Source organism: Bradyrhizobium jicamae (assembly GCF_018130215.1).
In the GTDB taxonomy this organism is placed as follows: domain Bacteria; phylum Pseudomonadota; class Alphaproteobacteria; order Rhizobiales; family Xanthobacteraceae; genus Bradyrhizobium; species Bradyrhizobium jicamae_A.
Genome location: NZ_JAFCKQ010000011.1, coordinates 76219 through 94682, shown reverse-complemented (window position 1 = coordinate 94682; position 18464 = coordinate 76219). Strand labels below are relative to the sequence as shown.

Genomic DNA, 18464 nt, shown 5'->3' with positions numbered 1-18464 from the left:
GCCTTCTCGAAAACCTGGGCTGATCTAGTTAATCAGCGCTGGCGTCGGACACGGCGCGACCCATCATCGTCGTTGCTACGACGACGGCAGATGGCGCGGCGGTTGGTCCGGTTCAGCTTCATGGCGCAGGCCCATACAGCCGAATGGCCGATGGTGTCAAGCGGGAGGTGACGTCAGCGGCAGCTCTGAACGACGTCCGGAGGATGCTAGGCTGGTCCGGTTATGCCGGAGGTCAGGCCGTGATCAAGCTTCTGATCGAAAGAGATATTCCCGCAAACTTCGACGTGACCGACGACGCGCACGCGGCACGGCACGCGCGGATTGCTCTGGACGCGATCATCGCGACGCAGGGCAAGATGCACTGGATCTGCACCTACGCAACCGACGATCGCAAACTGTTCGGGCTCGTCGTGGTCGAGAATGAAGAGGTGATCGAAGCCTATGTGCGCAATGCCGGTATCGAGGGCTCGGTTCGCATCCATCGCGTGATCCGCACGCTGGACCCGGCGCTCGCGGCGCCGCGGCCCTAGAACCCCGCGACGCTTCCGTGCAGGTCGTATTGGTCGGAGCGCTCGATCTTCGCGGTGACGATCTCGCCCACCTTCAGCGGGCGGCGGCTGGAGAGATAGACCGCACCGTCGATGTCGGGGGCGTCTGCCTTTGACCGACCCTTGGCGACCGTCGGGCCGACCTCGTCGATGATCACCTGCTGACGGGTGCCGACCTTGCGCTTCAGGCGCTTTGCCGAGATCTTCTGCTGGCGCGCCATCAGCGCGTTCCACCGCTCCTGCTTGATCTCGTCGGGCACCGCATTGCCGATCGCGTTGGAGGCGGCTCCGGCCACCGGCTCGTATTTGAAGCAGCCCAGGCGATCGATCTGGGCTTCCTCGAGCCAGTCGAGCAGACAGGCGAAATCGGAATCGGTCTCGCCGGGGAAGCCGACGATGAAGGTTGAACGCAGTGTCAGCTCCAGACACTGCGTACGCCAGGCCTGGATCCGCGCCAGCGTCTTCTCCTGCGCGGCCGGGCGCTTCATCGCGCGCAGCACGTCCGGGCTCGCATGCTGGAACGGGATGTCGAGATAGGGCAGCACCTTGCCCTCGGTCATCAGCCCAATGACCTCGTCGACATGCGGGTATGGATAGACATATTGCAGGCGCACCCAGGCGCCGAGCTCGCCGAGTTCCTTCGCGAGGTCAAAAAACTTCGCGCGCACGGCGCGGTCCTGCCACGGGCTCTCGGCATATTTCAGGTCGACGCCATAGGCCGAAGTATCCTGCGAGATGACGAGCAGCTCCTTGACGCCGGCCTTCACCAGCCGCTCGGCCTCGCGCAGCACGTCGTTCGCAGGCCGCGACACCAGATCGCCGCGCAGCTTCGGGATGATGCAGAAGCTGCAGCGGTTGTTGCAGCCTTCGGAGATCTTCAAATAAGCGTAGTGCCGCGGCGTCAGCTTGACGCCCTGCGGCGGCACCAGATCGAGGTGCGGATTGTGTGCCGGCGGCAGCGCGCGGTGCACGGCCTCCAGCACGCTCTCATATTGCTGCGGTCCCGTGATCGAGAGCACGCCGGGGTAGGCGGTCTCGATCTGCTCGGGCTCGGCACCCATGCAGCCGGTGACGATGACCTTGCCGTTCTCGGCCATGGCCTCGCCGATCGCCGACAGCGATTCCTGCTTTGCGCTGTCGAGGAAGCCGCAGGTATTGACGATCACGATATCGGCGCCGTCATGCTTGCGGGCGAGCTCGTAGCCTTCGGCGCGCAGCCTCGTGATGATGCGCTCGGAATCGACCAGCGCCTTGGGGCACCCCAAGGACACAAAGCTCACTTTCGGCGCGGCGGCCTGTTGCATATCTCTGATCTGCCTGATGAATGGGCAGGAGCTAGTCCCAATTGCTGAAAATTACAACCCTTTCCGGGACCAATTGGCGTGTTATGGATGGTTCCTGCCGGGTCTTGCGAGAGCGTTTTCAAGCGAAGTGGATGCGGTTCGCGTTGAGAAAACGCGTCCAAACAGGAGGGTGAGAGCATGATACGATCCAATCGGATCGCATCATGCTCGGTAGTTGATGAGCGCAGAATCGTCTCCGAAAATCGTCATTGTCGACGAGAGTCCGATCCGTGCAGCCATCCTGGAGGAGGGGCTGCGCGAGGCGGGGTATACCGGCGTCGTGCGTATCAGCGAGATGCAGAGCCTCTTGAGCCGCATCTATGCCGTTGACCCCGACATCATCGTCATCGACCTCGAGAACCCGAGCCGCGACGTCCTGGAACAGATGTTCCAGGTCAGCCGCGCCGTTCGCCGGCCAATCGCGATGTTCGTCGACCAGAGCGATGCCGCCTCGATCCAGGCGTCGGTGGAAGCGGGCGTCTCCGCCTACATCGTCGACGGCCTGAAGAAGGAGCGGATCAAGCCGATCCTCGACCTCTGCGTCTCCCGCTTCAATGCCTTCGCAAAGTTGCAGGATGAGCTGGACCGCACCAAGCATGCGCTGGAGGAGCGCAAGGTGATCGACCGCGCCAAGGGCATCCTGATGAAGATGAAGGGGCTGACCGAGGAGGAGGCCTATGTGCTGATGCGTTCGACTGCGATGCGCGAGAAGAAGAAGATCGGCGAGATCGCGCAATCGATCCTGACGGCGTCGGAGCTGCTCAAATGACCACACCATTGCGCATCGGCTTCATCCCGCTCGTCGACGCAGCCGCGCTGATCGTTGCGGTCGACAAGGGGTTCGCCGCCACTGAGGGCCTCGACGTCACCCTGGTGCGGGAGGTGTCGTGGTCGAACGTGCGCGACAAGCTCAATATCGGGCTGTTCGACGCGGCGCATCTGCTGGCGCCGGTTGCGATCGCCTCGAGCCTCGGGCTCGGTCACGTCAGGGTACCGATCGCGGCCCCCTTCAATCTCGGGCTCAATGGCAACGCCATCACCGTGTCGCCGGCGCTGTATGCGGCCCTGATGGAGGAGATCGACGGCGACCGCTTCGAGCCGCTTGCCACCGCGCGCGCGCTCGCCCGGGTGGTGGCGAAGCGGAAAAGGAGCGGGGCGGACCCGCTGACCTTCGGCATGACGTTCCCGTTCTCGACCCACAATTATCAATTGCGGTTCTGGATGGCCGCGGGCGGCGTCGATCCGGACGAGGACGTACAGCTCGTGGTGCTGCCGCCGCCCTACATGGTGGACAGCCTCGCCAACGGACATATCGACGCATTCTGCGTCGGAGCGCCCTGGAATTCGATCGCAGTCGATCTCGGCATCGGCCACATCCTGCATTTCGTCGCCGACATCCTGCTCAGCGCGGTCGAGAAGGTGCTCGCGGTGCGCCAGAACTGGTCCGAGAAGCACCCCGACGTAGTCACGGCGCTGGTGCGTGCGCATCTGCGCGCCGCCGAGTTCATCGAGGAGCCGGCAAACCGACCCGAAGTGACGCGCATTCTGGCGGAGCCCGAGCGGATCGGGGTCGACGCGAGCGTCATCCAGCGAACGCTCGACGGCCGCCTGAAGATCTCGTCCGACGGCACGATGCGCGACAGCCGCCGCTACCTCCTGGTCGGGCGCGAGGGTGCGGCGCGACCGGACCCGGTGCAGGCGGCCTGGCTCTATGCGCAGATGGTGCGCTGGGGACAGACGCCGTACAGGCCGGACGCGCTGAAGGCGGCGATGGCGGTGTTCCGGCCCGACCTCTATGACGCCGCGGCCGGGCCCTCGGCCACTGTGGCGAGCGCGGTCGGTGCCTTTGCCGGCCCGCCGTTCGATCCCAACGATGTCCTTGGGCATCTGGCGGCGTTCAGGATCGGGCGCTGGCAGCCATAGCACTGCGGCGCAACGCGCTTTTGGGTTCCCGACGCGTCGAATACGGCCGAAAATAATTCTCGCGTGAATCGACCGCGAAGAATTTTTCACTCGGAACCTTCGCTTTGGAGACGGCGGTATCGCTATTTTCTCGGCCCGCTTGAATCCATCCGCGAACGTTATTCCATATCAATGGAAATGGGGCGTTGGAGATCGACCATGCGCGAGCTATCGGCGGAAGCCCGCCTGCATCTTTACGCGCGGAACCTTTCACGAAAGACCAGTGTCGGACTGCAGACAGCGGCGCTGTACAGCGCCTTCGTGGTGATCGCGGCGATCGTGTTCGGCACGCTGTCCGTTCACCCGTTCTGACCTACGAGACATGAGAAAGCCGCTGCCTGGGATCCCAGGCGGCGGCTTTTGTTTTGCGCCGGCAGGCTTCGCGGCGATCAGTAGCCGTAACCGTAACCGTATCCATAGCCCCCGCCGCCGCAGGTGTTGCAGGTGTGCTGGACCGGCGCGTAATACGAATAGCCCGGCGAGACCATCTGGACGTGCTCCTGCGTCGCGTATTGCGGCGGGATGCGCTCATAGTCGACGCTGGCGGGCGCGACCATCACGGTCCTCGGCACCATCACGGTGCGATACTGCGCCGGCGTGTGATGCGCGACGACGCGGCCCGGCGCCACCATCACGGTTTCCTGCACGGTACGGTATTGCGGCGGCACCGTCTGCACCTGATAGCAGGTGGTGCAGGGCTGGGGAGGCGGCGTGTAGCAGCTGTAGCAGCCGGCAGACGCTGCGCTGGTGAAGGCGGCCGTGGCAACCGCGGCAATCGTGATCGAGAGACTGGTGCGGAACATGCTTTGGTACCCAATGTCCTGAGAGCAACGAGAAGGCTCGTAAGCTGGACCTATCAAGCAATCGGCAAATTTGGGTTGAGGAAGACTCTTAACGGAATCTAAAAGGCCGGCAGCGCCGGCCTTTTAGCCCGGTATGTCGCGCAGCTCAGTGCGTCTTGAATGGCGCCACCTTGATACCGGCAGCGTTCAATGCCTCGCGCACACCGCGCGCGATCTCGACGGCGCCGCGCGTGTCGCCGTGTATGCAGACGGTATCGGTCTGCATCTTGATCACCTTGCCGCTGACCGACACGACACCGCCGTCCTGCACCATCCGCACCACGCGGTCGGCGATCGCCTTGGGGTCATGCAGCACGGCCCCCGGCTTCTTGCGCGACACCAGGTTGCCGTCGTCTTCGTAGGCGCGGTCGGCAAACACTTCATGCGCCATTCTCAGGTTGGCGGCTTCACCGGCACGGACGAGTTTCGAATTCGCGAGCACCACGAAGACCAGGCCCGGATCGACCGCCTTGATGGCACTGGCGATCGCTTTCGCGGTCATGTCGTCCTCGCAGGCGACGTTGGAGAGCGCGCCATGCGCCTTCACATGCGTCACCTTGTGTCCGGCCGCGGTCGCGATCGCCTGCAACGCGCCGATCTGGTAGGCGACGAGGTTCTCGATCTCCGACGATTTCAATCCGGGCACCGGGCGGCGGCCGAACCCGTGCAGATCGCGATAGCCCGGATGGGCGCCGACGCTGACGCCGCGCGCCTTCGCCAGTTCGACGGTGTGGCGCATGATGTCGGCATCGCCGGCATGGAAACCGCAGGCGACATTGACCGAGGTTGCGAGTTCGATCATCGCGGCATCATTGCCCATCTCCCAGGGGCCGAAACTTTCGCCGAGATCGCAATTGAGGTCGATGATTGAGGTCATGACGATCGATCCTTCGTTTTTTTGATCTAGGGTACGGCGGCCTGCCAGGTCTCGGCGTCGACGGCGCTGACGGCCTGACCCGCGACGTTAGCATCCTGCAGCGCCTCGACGTTGAGGCCGAAATCCTCCATGCCGCGCATCCGGTCCGGCAGGGAACGCACCAGGTCGCGGAACGCCCTTGCCTCCGCTTGCGCCTCCGCCATGGTGACGGCCTCGAAGCGGAAGGGACGGCCGGCGGACATCTGGGCGAAGCGGCCGAAATCCGCCGTGATCACGGTTGCGATCTTGGGGTAACCGCCGCTGGTGCCGCGGTCCGGCATCAGCACGATCGGTTGGCCGACGCCCGGCACCTGGATGCTGCCGTTCACCGTGCCGTCGGACACGATGTTGTGGCCGTGCAGATGCCTTATGACCGGACCTTCGAGCCGAAAGCCCATGCGGTCGCTGGTGGCGGAGATCTTCCACTCGCTGTCGAGGAACAGCCGCTTGCTCTCCTCGGCGAATTCGTCGTCCTGCGGACCGAACACGACGCGGATGGGCGCGTCGGCCATCACAGGAAGATCGATCCGGCGCTCTGCGGCCCCGCTGGCGGGCCTGGTCTCCAGCTCGTCGCCGCTCTGCAGCGGCCGCGGGTAGGGACTGCCGAGGCCGGCGCGGGCATTGACCGCAAGACTGCCGAACATCGGCTCGCCTTCGATGCCATGTTCGATGGCGAGATAGCTGAACGAGCCGCCGCGGGCGAAGCCGAGATTGAGAGTTTCGCCTTCAGCGAGCGTTGCCGAACTGTCGAAGGCGACAGCCCGCCCGCCGATGTCGGCATTGCGAGGTGCGCCGGAAAGTCCCACCCGCACAGCGCCGCCGCGCGCCGTGAAGGTGGCGCCGAACGGGCCGATCTCGACCGCTGCGGCGAACGGGTCATTGCCGACGAGCGTATTGGCCGCAGCCAGCGCCAGCCGGTCCATCGCTCCGCTCGGCGTCAGGCCATAGCGTTGCGAGCCCGGGCGCCCGCCGTCCTGCACCGAGCTCGCCGGGCCGATCGAGGTGACGACGAGCTTGCTCATGCGGTCACCAGCTCCGCCACGAATTCACCGGCCTCGGCGGCGCGGTCCTGCTCGGCAAAGGTCTTGGCGTCGACCGCCGTGAAGCTGATGGCGTCACCCGGCTCGAGCAGGAAGGTCGGGTCACGATGCAGCTGGTAGGTCCGCACGGCAGTCCGGCCAAGCAGATGCCAGCCGCTGGGGCCGGCAAGGCACTGCACGCCGGTTTGCACACCGCCGATCGAGATGGTGCCGGCCGGGGTCAGCAGGCGCGGATCCTGCCGCCGCGGCATGTGCAGGAACTTCTCCAGGCCGCTGAGATAGGACCAGCCCGGCGTGAAGCCGATCATGGCGACGCGATAATCGCCGGCCACGTGGCGCGCGATGATCTCCTCAGGTGTGGTCTGAAGCGTCTTTGCGACTTCCTCGAGATCGATGCCGTGCTCGCCGCCATAGGCGACGGGAATGCGCCAGCGCCGCGTCTTGCCGGTCGTCGGCAGCGCCCGGGCCGCGCGCGCGAGCAATTGCTCGCCGAGCTGATCGAAGCTGATTTCGACCGGATCGTAATGCACCAGCAGCGAACGATAGGTCGGCACCGTCTCGGTGATGCCGCCGATCGGCTCAGCGGTGATGATGCGGTCGAGCGCCAGCACCCGCCGGTTGGCGGCATCGTCGATGTTGCGGCTGAACTCCACCGTGATGGCGCTGTCGCCACTCGGCAAAAGGCGGGGAGGGATCAAGGTTTCAGGCATGTCTTGGGCTAACTCTTCGCGCATCAAGCTAGCGTGTTTTGACGCCGAGTGGAATTCGCTTCGTGCAAAATGACGCAGCAACTTCAATAAATTAATCGGCATGCTGGCGATAAGATAAGGTGATCGGAGAATTCTCTTCGAGCCCTTGACGCAATGGCTCTGCCCCGCAAGATGCGGCCCGTCTTCTCTCCCACCGGAGCACACTTTCGAGATGTCCCTGTCTGCCGAAGCGATCGCGACGCTGTCGCACGTGTCCACCGCCACCATCACCACGGTCCTGCTCAAGAAGGGGCTGCGTAACGTCTGGATGCGCGGGACCAAGCCGCTGAAGCCAGGGCAGAAGCGGCTGGTCGGACCGGCCTTCACGCTGCGCTTCGTGCCGGCGCGCGAGGACCTGGCGACGCCGGAATCATGGTCGTCACCGATCTCGACCCGCACCGCGATCGAGGCAATGCCGCATGGCTGCATCGCCGTGGTCGATGCGATGGGCATAACCGATGCCGGCATCTTCGGCGACATCCTCTGCGCACGCATGGTCAAGCGCGGCGTGACGGCGCTGATCACCGACGGCGTGGTGCGCGATCTCGAGGGCGTGCTCGGCACCGGCCTGCCGGTCTGGTGCGACGGCTACGCCGCGCCGCCGTCGGTCGCGGGCCTGACCTTCGTCGGCTGGGGCGAGCCGATCGGCTGCGGCGGCGTCGCCGTGTTCCCGAACGACGTCGTGGTGGCCGACCAGGATGGTGCGGTGCTGATCCCGCAGGCCTTTGTCGACCACGTCCTCGCCGAAGGGCCGGAGCAGGAACGGATGGAAGCCTGGATCGTCAACGAGGTAAACAATGGCGCCCAACTGCCCGGCCTCTATCCGATGAATGCCGAGACCAAGGCGCGCTACGCAGCAAGCAAGAAATAACTTGAAGAGAGCGAGGTAACTCCATGGATATCCACGTTGCCGGCTCGCGGCCGACCCGCCGCGCGCCGAAGGAGAACTTTACCGGCACGGTGCTGCAGGACCCGATCAACATGGCGCCGGCGCCGGCCCGGCTGAATTGCTCGCGCGTCTCGTTCGAGCCCGGCGCGCGCACCGCCTGGCACACCCATCCGCTCGGCCAGACGCTGTACGTGATCTCGGGCATCGGCCGGGTGCAGGCCAAGGGCGGCCCGATCAGGGAGATTCGTCCCGGCGACGTCGTCTGGATTTCGCCGAACGAGAAGCATTGGCATGGCGCGTCGCCCGGCAACAGCATGACCCACATCGCCATGCAGGAAGCACTCGACGGCGTGTTCTCGAGCTGGATGGAGCACGTCACCGACGAGGAATACAACGGCAAGGTCGGCTAGACCTGCCGGGCGCAGCGCTCAGATGCGCTGCGCCGTCCAGGTGCCCGAGCACAGCGCAGCGCGTCAAGTGCCGGAGCCGGATGAGCCCCCGCTGGCGCGGGGCTTTTGTTCTGCCGCGAGGGGTTGATTAGTCAATTGACCCGCGTCCAGGTCTGGCCGCCGCAGAACATGCCGCCGAACGCGCAACCCTGCACACGAAGTATGTCGGAGCCTTTCAGGGCAATCGTGGAATCGTAGGTGCTGCCGGTGTTCGGATCGAGGATCCGGCCGCTCCACTTGTCCTTGCCGGGCTTCATGTTGATCAGGACCTGCTCGCCGTTCTCGTTCGACTTCTTGTCGACCGCGTAGCCGCAGAGATTGGTGCCGCATTGCTCGATACGGACCTTGCCTTCCTTCTCTTCCGTCAGCCAGACGCCGAGCGGTGAATTCGCAGCCGGCGCGCCGCTCGTGGCGGGCTTCGGAACGGCAGGAGCGGGTGCCGGCGGAATGGCAGCGACGGTCGGCGCCACAGCGGGCGGCGGCGCGGCCTCCTGTTGCGCGGGCGGTGGAGCAGGGGGTGGAGGTGCGGCCATCGCCGGTTCGGATGGTGCCACGGCGACGGTCGTGCCTGCCGGTTCGCTTGCCGCGGCGGCAGGCGAAGGCGGAGATGCTGCCTGCGGAGGCGGTGTTGTCGTGGCGGCAGACTGGTCAACGGGCGCCGGTGCCGGGGGCGCGGCCGCCGCGGGCGGTGGGCTGGCCGGAGCGGCTTGCGGATCGGTCTTGGCTTCCTGCGCCGTGGCCGGCTTCTTCTTCCTTTCGGCGTCCTCGCCCTTGGCGCGCCGGCTGCGGTGGCCGGTGTTGTCGTAGACGCCGGGGATCGAGACCGTTCCTCGATCGGGGTCGATCCGGATCGTGCGCCCGCCATATTCGAAGCTGTATTGCGCCTGTGCAGCGGCCGTGCTCGCGAGCAAAAGCGTGGCGATCGCCAGGAGCTTCTTCATCTCGACCTCCAGTGCAGGGAATCCCGTCCCCGAAACTATCCGGCGGCTGACGCGGCGAACGTGACCCGGGTCACTTTCAAATCATAAGTCGTATGCAAGCGGCTTTGGTTCAATAAAGGGGTCGCAGTCTAGATTTCGCAGGACGGGCGGTCAATTTTCACCGCAGCGATCGCGCATCCGGCCCAGCCTACTCAAACCACGCGGCATAGATCTTCCCGAAGCTGCCGTCTTCAGTTGCAATGTGCAGCCATTGATCGACGAATGCCTTCAACGCGACGTCGCGCTGCATCCAGTAGGCCTTTTCCGAGAAGTCGAACGGCTTGTCAGGATGCACCGCGCACAGCACGCCCGGATGCAGCTTCTGCTGGTAGCGCGTCTCGGACGCGTCGGTCATCATCAGGTCGGCATCGCCTTTGGCAATCTCGTCGAAGATTTTCGTGTTGTCGTTGAAGACGCGGATCTCGGCGCTTTTCACATTGGCGCGCGCGAAGCGCTCATTGGTGCCGCCAGGATTGACGATGACGCGGATGCCGGGTCTGTCGATCTCGGCGAGGGTGTCGAACTTGTCCTTGTCGGCGCAGCGCGCGATCGGTGTCTTGCCCTCGCGCATGATCGGGGTCGAGAACAGGCCTTTCTTCTGCCGGTCGAAGGTCACCGAGACGCCGCCCATCGCGATGTCGAAATCGTCGGCCTCGAAATCCTTCATCATCTGCGGCCAGGAGGTCGGCACGAACTCCACCTTGACGCCCAGCGCCTTGCCGAGCGCCTGCGCCATGTCGACATCGAAACCACGGAACGTCCTTGTCTCCTTGTCGAGCGAGGTGAAGGGCAGGTAGTCGCCGGTCATGCCGACGCGCAGCGTGCCGCGCTTGACGATCTCATCGAGACGTGACGGGGCCTGGGTCTCCTGGGCCCTTGCTCCTGGTGCCAGCGACGAGGACAGGAGCAATGACAGGGCGAGACCTGCGAGCACACGAAGCATCTTCCTCTCCGTCAATTCCGATGACGTGTCGTTGCGTCGCGACCGCCCACGACTTCCCCGGCACGCCGCGAGCCTAGCCTTCGTCGCTGTGCCTGGGCGCGTAATCGGCGATCACCCTGCGATTGATCATCTCGTTCCTGAAGTGCTTGAAACGCTCTTGCGCTGCGGCCTCGCGATCGTCGACGAACTTGATCGCGGCACCGCGGTCCATCGGACCGTTGACGAGCGGGGGTGAGCCTTCGCCGACGGTCTCGTCGACGAAAAAACGGCCGTCCTCCTCGCGCACTGTCCAGCGGAAGCGCAGCGCGGCCATCGGACCGGGACCGACCTTGGTGTAGCCGTTGGCCTCGATCGGCCGGATCGATTCGATCGACTCCGGTTCGCTCTCTTTCGATTCGGTCTCATCCGGGAGAGGCGGTGGCAGTGCTACGGCGGCCGGAGGGTCTTCCGCCACGGCAGGCACCCTGGCCGGCTCGGGCGGCGTGGTCGTCTGGTCGAGAATGCTCGCGATCGCGGCGAGCGCGTTGTCGGTCGGGTCGCTTTGGCTCACAGTATGGTCTCCAGACAAGACGCCTCCAACGGTGTCGGCGAGTCCCCTATGTAACTGATACGGCAGGGGTTTGTCAGCCTATGCGCAAACCGGCGGGCGCTTGTCGCGCCACGGGCGGACCTGTTCGAGCTGGCCGGCAAGGCGGAACAGGCATCCTTCCTCACCGAGCCTGGCCGCAAACATCATGCCGAGCGGCAGTCCGGCCTTGTTCCAGGCCAGCGGCACCGACATCGCCGGCTGGCCGGACATGTTGAACATCGAGGTGCCCGGCATGTAGCGGCGCAGGGTCGGCGCGATGTGGCTGAGATCCTCGGACATCGAGTTCAACTCCCCGATGCGGACGGGCGGCGCGCACAGCGTCGGGCTGAGGAAGATGTCGCAGCCTTCGAAGAAGGTCGCGAGCGCGTGGGATATCTGGAACGCGGCGAGTTGCGCGCCGACATAGTCCGCCGGCGTCAACTTGCGCGAGTTCTCCGCACTGGCGAGGGTCAGGCGCTCGAGATCGCCCGACGTCAGCGGGCGGCCGGCACGCTGCTCCAGCATTCGCACCGTCAGCGCAGTGTTGCCGCCGACGATCGTCGTCATCACCTGGGCCGGGTCCGCGGCAAGCGGCGGGGCGCGTTCCTCAACATGATGGCCGAGACCTGCGAGCAGCTTGGCAGTGTCGCGCACCGCTTCCGCGATCTCGTGATCGATGGCATCGCCATAGGGCGACTTGTCGGTGAAGCTGATGCGCAGCCGACCGGGATCGCGGCCGACTTCCTGCGAGAACGGCCGTTCCGGAGGCGGTGCGACATAGGGGCTTGATGCTTCGGGCCCGTGAATCGCGTCCATCATGACCGCGCTGTCGCGTACGCTGATGCTGAGCACGTGACCGACGGAAAAGCCGCCCCAGCCTTCGCCGCGATCGGGGCCGAGCGGGTTGCGCGCCCGGGTCGGTTTCATGCCGAACACGCCGGAGGCGGACGCCGGGATCCGGATCGAGCCGCCGCCGTCGCTGGCATGCGCCACGGGGAGGATGCGCGCGGCAACCGCCGCACCCGCGCCGCCGGACGAGCCGCCCGACGAATGGTTCGTGTTCCAGGGATTGCGGGTCGGGCCGAACAGGCGGGACTCGGTCGTCGGCATCAGGCCGAACTCGGGGCTCGAACTCTTGCCGAAGATGGTGACGCCGGCATCGAGGAAGCGCTGCGTCAGCGTGCCGTTATGATCGGCGACGAAATCCTTCAGCAGGCTTGCACCCGACGTGGTGCGGGTGCCCTCGAGCAGGTCGAGGTCCTTCAACAGGAACGGCACGCCGGTGAAGGGACCGTCGGGCAGGCCCCTGGCGATTTGCTGCTCGGCATAGTCGTAATGCTTGACGACGATCGCGTTGATCTGCGGGTCGACCTTAGCCGTGCGGGCGATCGCTTCATCGAGCAACTCCTTCGCCGTCACCTCCTTCTCGCGAACGAGTTCGGCGAGGCCAACCGCGTCATGATTACCGAATTCCTTGAAAGCCATTTGCATGCTCCGCATCGCCGGACCGACGCACGGATCGAGTCCGGCGCGAATAAACGAGGCTGAACGCTCAGCCGAGGACGTCCTGGTTGATCACGTTCTGGCGCAACGGATTGCCGTCCAGCACGCTCAGGATATTCCGGGCGGTCTGCTCGCTCATGCGGTCGACCGCCTCGACGGTGACGCCGGCGACGTGCGGCGCCATGATCACGTTCGGCAGGCTGTGAAGGGGCTGGCCGACCGGCGGCGGCTCGACCTCGAACACGTCGAGGCCGGCGCCTGCGAGCTTGCCCGACACCAGCGCATCGTGCAGCGCCTTCTCATCGACGATGCCGCCGCGGGCCGTGTTGATGAGGTAGGCGGTCGGCTTCATGTGCCTGAGCCGCGCGGCGTTGAACAAGCCGACGGTCTCTGTTGTCTTCGGGCAATGGATGGTGACGAAATCGGCGCGCGGCAATGCCGCGTCGAGGTCGGGCACCGCTTCGCAGCCGGCGGCGGTGATTTCGCCGGCGGGCTTGTAGGGATCGTAAACCAGCACATTCATTTCCATCGCCAGGCAGCGTTTGGCGGTGCGGGTACCGATGCGGCCGAAGCCGACGATCAGCGCGGTCTTGCCGTAGAGATCGTACGGCAGCACGCCGAGGCGGCCCGCCCAGGTGCCGTCCTTCACCACGGCATGCATCTCCTGCGCCCGCTTGGCGAGCGTCAGCATCATGAACAGAGCCTGCTCGGCGACCGACGGGGAGTTCGCGGTGCCTGCGACCATCAGCGGCACCTTGCGGCGGGAGAGCGCGGGTACGTCGACCGCGTCGTAGCCGACGCCGATCCGGGTCACCACCTCCATGCCCTTGGAGGCCTCGAGCTCCGGCTCGCCGAACTTCGTCGCGCCGAGGGCTACGCCATGGACCGGCGCATGCTGCTCCAGCATGACCTGAAAATCCTTGGCCGAGATCAGGTTGGGAAATTCGACGAGCTCGACATCATCCCGCTCACTCAGCAATGCCCGTGCACCCGCCGAAAACGTCTGGGTGATGAAAATCTTCTTCTTGTTGGTAGCCATTTCCTGCCCTTGAGGTTTCTTGTACGCCGTCAAAGGACGGCGCCGGTCACCTCGTTTAGCAAATGCATATTGTTGAGGTCCACAGCCATTCGGAGCGGGCTGCCATCCTTCGCGCCGGCATTCGGGGTGACCCGGCCGCAGACCTGCGTGCCCTCGAGCGTGAAATAGACCAGCGTCTCCATCCCCATCGGTTCGGTGACGTCGAGCATTGCATCGAACGGCTCGACGCCGGGATCGGCATGAGGCCTCGCGTCGGCGACATGTTCGGGCCGGATGCCGAGCAGAAGCTTGTCGGTGCGCTGGATGGCCTGGTAGCGCGCGGCACGTTGTGGCGGCAGCGGGAAGGCGAGGCGGTCGGTCAGCCGCACATGCAGCCGGCCCGCGACATCCTCAAGACGGCAAGGGGCAAAATTCATCGCGGGCGAACCAATGAAGCTCGCGACGAACCGGGTCGCCGGGTTGTGGTAGAGCTCGTTCGGTGTACCGATCTGCTCGATCCTGCCGTGGTTCATCACCACCACTCGATCGGCCAGGGTCATCGCCTCGACCTGGTCATGGGTGACGTAGACGGTCGTGGTGCGGACCTTCTGGTGCACCTTCTTGATCTCTATCCGCATCTGCACGCGCAGCTTGGCGTCGAGGTTCGAGAGCGGCTCGTCGAACAGGAACACCTTCGGATTGCGTACGATGGCGCGCCCCATCGCGACGCGCTGGCGCTGGCCGCCGGAGAGCTGCTTCGGCTTGCGGTCGACGAGGTCGGTGATGTCGAGCATGCGCGCGGCTTCGGCAACCCGGCTCTTGATCTCGGCCTTCGGATAGTGCTTTAGCCGCAGCCCGAATGACATGTTCTCGGCGACGGTCATATGCGGGTAGAGCGCATAGTTCTGGAACACCATCGCGATGTCGCGGTCCTTCGGCGGCACATCGTTGACGACGTCGCCGCCGATCATGATGTCGCCGTCGGAAATGTCCTCGAGCCCGGCAATCATCCGCAGGGTCGTCGACTTGCCGCAGCCGCTTGGCCCGACCAGCACCACGAACTCATGATCGGCGATATCGAGATCGATGCCGCGCACCGCCTCGACGTCGTCGTAACGCTTCACCACCTTGCGCAACGTAACGTCAGCCATGAATCCTACCTTGTCGCGTTCAACCCTTTGTCGCACCGGCGGTCAGGCCGGCAATGTAGTAGTCCATCAGGAAGGCGTAGATGATCAGCGGCGGCGCAGCGCCGAGCAGGGCGCCGGTCATGATCTGGCCCCAGTTGAACACGTCGCCCTTGATCAGGGTCGTGGTGATGCCGACCGGCAGCACGAGCTGATCGGTCGAGGTCGTGAACACCAGGGGATAGAGATACTGTGCCCAGGAGACGGTGAAGGCGAAGATCGTCGCGGCGATCAGGCCCGGCAGCGCGACCGGAATGAAGATCCGGGTCAGCGTCTGGAACCAGCTAGCCCCGTCGATGATCGCGGCCTCGTCGAGTTCCTTCGGGATCGAGGCGAAGTAGCCGATCATGATCCAGGTGCAGAACGGCACGGTCAGCGTCGGATAGATGAACAGCAGCACGTACCAGCGGTTGATGAGCTGGATGCCGGTCCAGTCGCCGAACAGGGCGAACATCTTGAACAGCGGGATGAACAGCAGCGTGTCCGGAATCAGATAGGTCAGGAACACGCCGGTCGCCAGCGTCGCCGAGCCCCAGAACTTCATCCGTGCCAGCGCGAATGCCGCCGGCACGCTGATCAGCATCGTGATGGTCACCACGATGATCGAAATCCAGGCCGAATTCCAGAAGAAGCGGAGGAACTGGTTCGATGTCAGAAGCTCGGCGTAGTTCGACAGCGTCGGATGAAACACCCACCACGGGTTGGTCGCCGCCGAGATCTCGGCGCTGCTCTTCAGCGAGGTGATCAGCATGTAGATCGGCGGCGTCAGAGAGAAGATCGCAAACAGCACCAGGAAGAAATAGGACCAGCGCAGCGCCCAGGTGCGGTCGCGGCTCATGCTGCGGTACTTGATCTTGCGCGTTGGTCCCGCCTTGTCGATCGCCACCGTGCTCATCAGGCTTCGTTCCCCCGTTTGGAGATATCGCGCAGAATGAAGACCGCGGCGATCGCGAGGATCGGGAACATGAACAGCGAGACGCTGGCACCGAGCGGAATGTCGCTGCTCTCGATGCCAACCCTGAACGCCCAGGTGGCGAACAGGTGCGTGTGATCGAGCGGGCCGCCGTTGGTCAGGATACGCGTGATGTCGAAATTGGCGAAGGTGACGATCAGCGAGAACAGCGTGGTGATCGCGATGATGTTGCGCATCATCGGCAGGGTCACGTACCAGATCCGCTGCCACCAGTTGGCGCCATCGATGGCGGCGGCCTCATAAAGCTGCTCGGGGACCGATTTCAGCGCCGCCAGATACATGATCATGAAGAACGGCGCGCCGTACCAGACGTTGACGAGAATGACCGAGAAACGCGCCCAGCCGATTTCGCCGAGCCAGGAAATCGGTCCGATCCCGAACAGGCCAAGCGTGTAGTTGAAGGCGCTGTAGGACGGGTCGAACAGCCACAGCCAGGCGAGCGTGCTCATCGCTGGCGGGATCACCCAAGGCACCAGCAGCATGCCGCGCCATTTGCGCTGCTTCTTGGCCGGCACGTTGTGCACGAAATGCGCAACGATGAAGCCGATCAGCGCCTTGAAGATGACGGCCGAGATCGCGAACAGGCAGGACTGCCTGACCACCATCCAGAAGATCTCGCGCTTGAACAGGAACTCGAAATTGCCGAAGCCGACGAACTTCGACATCGACTTGTTCAGGGTTGCGAGGTGCAGCGCGTAGAAGGCGGGATAAACGACGAGGACGCCGATCAGAATGATCAGGGGCAGCGCCATCAGGAACGCGACGGTCGACTTGCGTCCCAACGCGTTGCGCAGACCGTTTCGCCTGCGTGCGGCATGCGTTGTCCCAACGCGGTTCGGCTGGAGCGTGACATCAACCATGACGCAGGTTCCTCGCGCGGGTTGGTTGAATGGGCCGGCCGCAACGGTTGCGGCCGGAACGCGAAGGCAAAGCCGCCGCGCGGCAGTCCGTACTAGGCGTCCGCGCCACGGGCCGGGTTTCGTCAGCTTCGCATGAAGCCTTCGCACTCGCCCTCAGCCCAGGCGAGCGTGTTCTCCATGGTCTCACCCTGATAGTACTTCAGGCACATCTTGGTCAGTGTGGCCTGGAAATAGATCTGCTGGGCGATTTTCGGCGGCGCCGGGGATGCAGCGATCGACAGCGTCTGGTGATTGTAGGGATTCGGATAGTGGTAGAGCGTGCCCTTCGGCGGCTCCTGCTCCTGCCAAACTTTCAACGTTGTCAGGTTCGCAAACGCCGGAAGGTCGTAGCCGCCGCTGGCATTGACCAGCCGCTCGATCTGCGCCGGCTGCGAAATGTAGGTCAGCAGGCTCTTGGCCGCCTCCTTGTTCTTGGAGAAGCTCCAGAGTGTCAGGAAATAGGGCAGGTATGGCGCGAAGCGGCCCTTAGGGCCGGCCGGGAAGCCGTGAGTCCAGCATTGCGCGGCAATCTGGGGCGCGTCGCGCTTGGCGACGGCCCAGGCGCTCGGCGGGTTCATGATCATCGCACCCTTGCCGGATACCAGCCATTTGTTGTTGGAAGCGTCGTCCCATGCCGCAACGTCGGGCGGCAGGAAGGCGATCAGCTTCTTGTAGAATTCGAGCGCCTGGCGAACCGCGTCGGTCTTGACGCTGATGTCGCCCTTGGCATCGACCAACTGGGCCCCGAACGACTGGAAGATCGCGCCTGCGGTGTCAACATTGTCGCTGGTCAGCCCGAGCCCGATGCCGAACGGGAAGCCACCCTTGTGGCAGGCTTCGGCCGCCTTCAGGAAGGTGTCCAGCGTCCAGTTGTCGGCCTTCGGCGGGCCGCCGGCGGGATACATCTCCTGCACGTCGATGTTGGCGTACTGCTTCATCAGATCAATGCGGGAGCAGGGGCCCTTGATCTGGCTGCCGAGACAGTTCGGAACGGCGAGCCATTTGCCGTCGAGCTGGCCGAGGTATTTGACCGTGCCGTTCACCTCGCCGTTCTGCTTGATCAGCGGCTCCATCACGTCGTTGAGCGGTTCAAGCTGCTCGGAATTGGCGTGCGGCCACCAGGTCGGCATCGAAAAGAGGTCGTGGCCGGTCTTGGCCTGGGCCTCGGCGGCAATGGTGACGAGGTTTTTGTCGCCCTGACTCGTGATGTAGTCGATCTGGACGTCGACCTTTTCCTTCTCGGCCCATTCCATGACCACGGCCTTCGACGTGTCGTTCGCGCCGGGAACCCAATGATCCCAGAAGCCGATCGAAAGCTTTCCGGCAGCATAAGCGCCGCGGACATAAGGCGCCGTGATGAGCGCGGCCGATGACAGCGCAGTTGCAGCAACGAATTGCCGGCGTGAAAGCTTCTTCCGTGACATGCGTGCCCTCCCTGGTGAGCCGACGGACAAAAGACTTTGGAAATCTCGTTATTATGCCTTGTGCGTCGCGTGTTGCGCGACGTCGTGAGATTTCACTGCTTCCAATCAGAACAGAATTGCCGGCCGCTGTCGAGAAACCAGAGTCCTCGCGCGCGTAGTACTAACGTTGTGGTCAAATCTCAGGCAGCACGCGCTTCGCAGCTTCGCTTGCGGTCATGCTGCGCCGCACGA

General features: G+C 64.3%; 20 protein-coding genes. 6 read left to right on the top strand and 14 right to left on the bottom strand.

Annotated elements, in window-relative coordinates; all coding sequences use genetic code 11:
• Positions 1 to 239: 239 nt before the first annotated feature.
• Entirely contained in the window at positions 240 to 530 is a 291-nt protein-coding gene (locus tag JQ586_RS15325; protein ID WP_212395413.1) for a hypothetical protein, read from the top strand.
• Here the strand turns inward: JQ586_RS15325 and rimO are convergent.
• Complete coding sequence (rimO, locus tag JQ586_RS15320) at positions 527 to 1852, bottom strand: 30S ribosomal protein S12 methylthiotransferase RimO (RefSeq protein ID WP_212395412.1); 1326 nt, start codon at positions 1850 to 1852, stop codon at positions 527 to 529. The two genes, JQ586_RS15325 and rimO, sit on opposite strands and share 4 nt — an antisense overlap.
• 217 nt (positions 1853 to 2069) lie before the next feature.
• Here rimO and JQ586_RS15315 point away from each other — a divergent pair, with 217 nt between their 5' ends.
• The 3 genes from JQ586_RS15315 (at position 2070) to JQ586_RS15305 (ending at position 4165) form a co-directional block, all read left to right on the top strand.
• Positions 2070 to 2660: an ANTAR domain-containing response regulator gene (locus tag JQ586_RS15315; RefSeq protein ID WP_212395411.1), complete on the top strand. Its 591-nt coding sequence runs from the start codon at positions 2070 to 2072 to the stop codon at positions 2658 to 2660.
• A complete protein-coding gene (locus JQ586_RS15310) occupies positions 2657 to 3814 on the top strand; it encodes a CmpA/NrtA family ABC transporter substrate-binding protein (RefSeq protein WP_212395410.1) in 1158 nt (385 codons plus the stop codon). The genes JQ586_RS15315 and JQ586_RS15310 overlap by 4 nt, the downstream gene beginning before the upstream one ends.
• A gap of 198 nt (positions 3815 to 4012) precedes the next feature.
• Positions 4013 to 4165: a hypothetical protein gene (locus tag JQ586_RS15305; RefSeq protein ID WP_212395409.1), complete on the top strand. Its 153-nt coding sequence runs from the start codon at positions 4013 to 4015 to the stop codon at positions 4163 to 4165.
• 77 nt (positions 4166 to 4242) lie between these two features.
• Here the strand turns inward: JQ586_RS15305 and JQ586_RS15300 are convergent, their stop codons facing one another.
• The 4 genes from JQ586_RS15300 to pxpB all read right to left on the bottom strand — a co-directional run bounded on the left by JQ586_RS15300 (position 4243) and on the right by pxpB (position 7361).
• Complete coding sequence (locus tag JQ586_RS15300) at positions 4243 to 4656, bottom strand: hypothetical protein (protein ID WP_212395408.1); 414 nt, start codon at positions 4654 to 4656, stop codon at positions 4243 to 4245.
• A 145-nt stretch (positions 4657 to 4801) separates the two neighbouring features.
• Positions 4802 to 5572 carry a LamB/YcsF family protein gene (locus JQ586_RS15295; RefSeq protein ID WP_212395407.1) on the bottom strand — a complete coding sequence of 257 codons (771 nt, stop codon included), beginning with the start codon at positions 5570 to 5572 and terminating at the stop codon, positions 4802 to 4804.
• A gap of 26 nt (positions 5573 to 5598) precedes the next feature.
• A complete protein-coding gene (locus tag JQ586_RS15290; protein ID WP_212395406.1) occupies positions 5599 to 6633 on the bottom strand; it encodes a biotin-dependent carboxyltransferase family protein in 1035 nt (344 codons plus the stop codon).
• Positions 6630 to 7361, bottom strand: a complete 732-nt coding sequence (gene pxpB, locus JQ586_RS15285) for a 5-oxoprolinase subunit PxpB (protein ID WP_212395474.1) — start codon at positions 7359 to 7361, stop codon at positions 6630 to 6632. The genes JQ586_RS15290 and pxpB overlap by 4 nt, the downstream gene beginning before the upstream one ends.
• 211 nt (positions 7362 to 7572) lie before the next feature.
• On the opposite strand from pxpB, the gene JQ586_RS15280 reads away from it, so the two are divergent.
• Together JQ586_RS15280 and JQ586_RS15275 are read left to right on the top strand one after the other, a co-directional pair.
• On the top strand, positions 7573 to 8271 hold the full coding sequence (locus JQ586_RS15280; protein WP_212395405.1) for a ribonuclease activity regulator RraA: 699 nt from the start codon (positions 7573 to 7575) through the stop codon (positions 8269 to 8271).
• Positions 8272 to 8294: 23 nt separating this feature from the next.
• Entirely contained in the window at positions 8295 to 8699 is a 405-nt protein-coding gene (locus JQ586_RS15275; RefSeq protein WP_212395404.1) for a cupin domain-containing protein, read from the top strand.
• A gap of 131 nt (positions 8700 to 8830) precedes the next feature.
• On the opposite strand, the gene JQ586_RS15270 is transcribed toward JQ586_RS15275, so the two are convergent.
• The 9 genes from JQ586_RS15270 to JQ586_RS15230 all read right to left on the bottom strand — a co-directional run bounded on the left by JQ586_RS15270 (position 8831) and on the right by JQ586_RS15230 (position 18233).
• The gene (locus JQ586_RS15270; RefSeq protein ID WP_212395403.1) at positions 8831 to 9679 is read right to left on the bottom strand and encodes a DUF2147 domain-containing protein; all 849 of its coding nucleotides are present in this window, start codon (positions 9677 to 9679) and stop codon (positions 8831 to 8833) included.
• Between the two features lie 187 nt (positions 9680 to 9866).
• On the bottom strand, positions 9867 to 10661 hold the full coding sequence (locus tag JQ586_RS15265; protein WP_212395402.1) for a transporter substrate-binding domain-containing protein: 795 nt from the start codon (positions 10659 to 10661) through the stop codon (positions 9867 to 9869).
• A gap of 73 nt (positions 10662 to 10734) precedes the next feature.
• On the bottom strand, positions 10735 to 11211 hold the full coding sequence (locus JQ586_RS15260; protein ID WP_212395401.1) for a hypothetical protein: 477 nt from the start codon (positions 11209 to 11211) through the stop codon (positions 10735 to 10737).
• A gap of 78 nt (positions 11212 to 11289) precedes the next feature.
• Positions 11290 to 12714 (bottom strand): amidase, encoded by a 1425-nt coding sequence (locus JQ586_RS15255; protein ID WP_212395400.1) that lies wholly within the window; start codon positions 12712 to 12714, stop codon positions 11290 to 11292.
• A 67-nt stretch (positions 12715 to 12781) separates the two neighbouring features.
• On the bottom strand, positions 12782 to 13771 hold the full coding sequence (locus JQ586_RS15250; protein ID WP_212395399.1) for a hydroxyacid dehydrogenase: 990 nt from the start codon (positions 13769 to 13771) through the stop codon (positions 12782 to 12784).
• Between the two features lie 29 nt (positions 13772 to 13800).
• Complete coding sequence (locus JQ586_RS15245) at positions 13801 to 14901, bottom strand: ABC transporter ATP-binding protein (protein WP_212395398.1); 1101 nt, start codon at positions 14899 to 14901, stop codon at positions 13801 to 13803.
• A 19-nt stretch (positions 14902 to 14920) separates the two neighbouring features.
• Entirely contained in the window at positions 14921 to 15832 is a 912-nt protein-coding gene (locus JQ586_RS15240) for a carbohydrate ABC transporter permease (protein ID WP_212395397.1), read from the bottom strand.
• Positions 15832 to 16770 (bottom strand): carbohydrate ABC transporter permease, encoded by a 939-nt coding sequence (locus JQ586_RS15235; protein WP_212395396.1) that lies wholly within the window; start codon positions 16768 to 16770, stop codon positions 15832 to 15834. The genes JQ586_RS15240 and JQ586_RS15235 overlap by 1 nt, the downstream gene beginning before the upstream one ends.
• 122 nt (positions 16771 to 16892) lie before the next feature.
• Positions 16893 to 18233: an ABC transporter substrate-binding protein gene (locus JQ586_RS15230; protein WP_212395395.1), complete on the bottom strand. Its 1341-nt coding sequence runs from the start codon at positions 18231 to 18233 to the stop codon at positions 16893 to 16895.
• Positions 18234 to 18464: the final 231 nt, after the last annotated feature.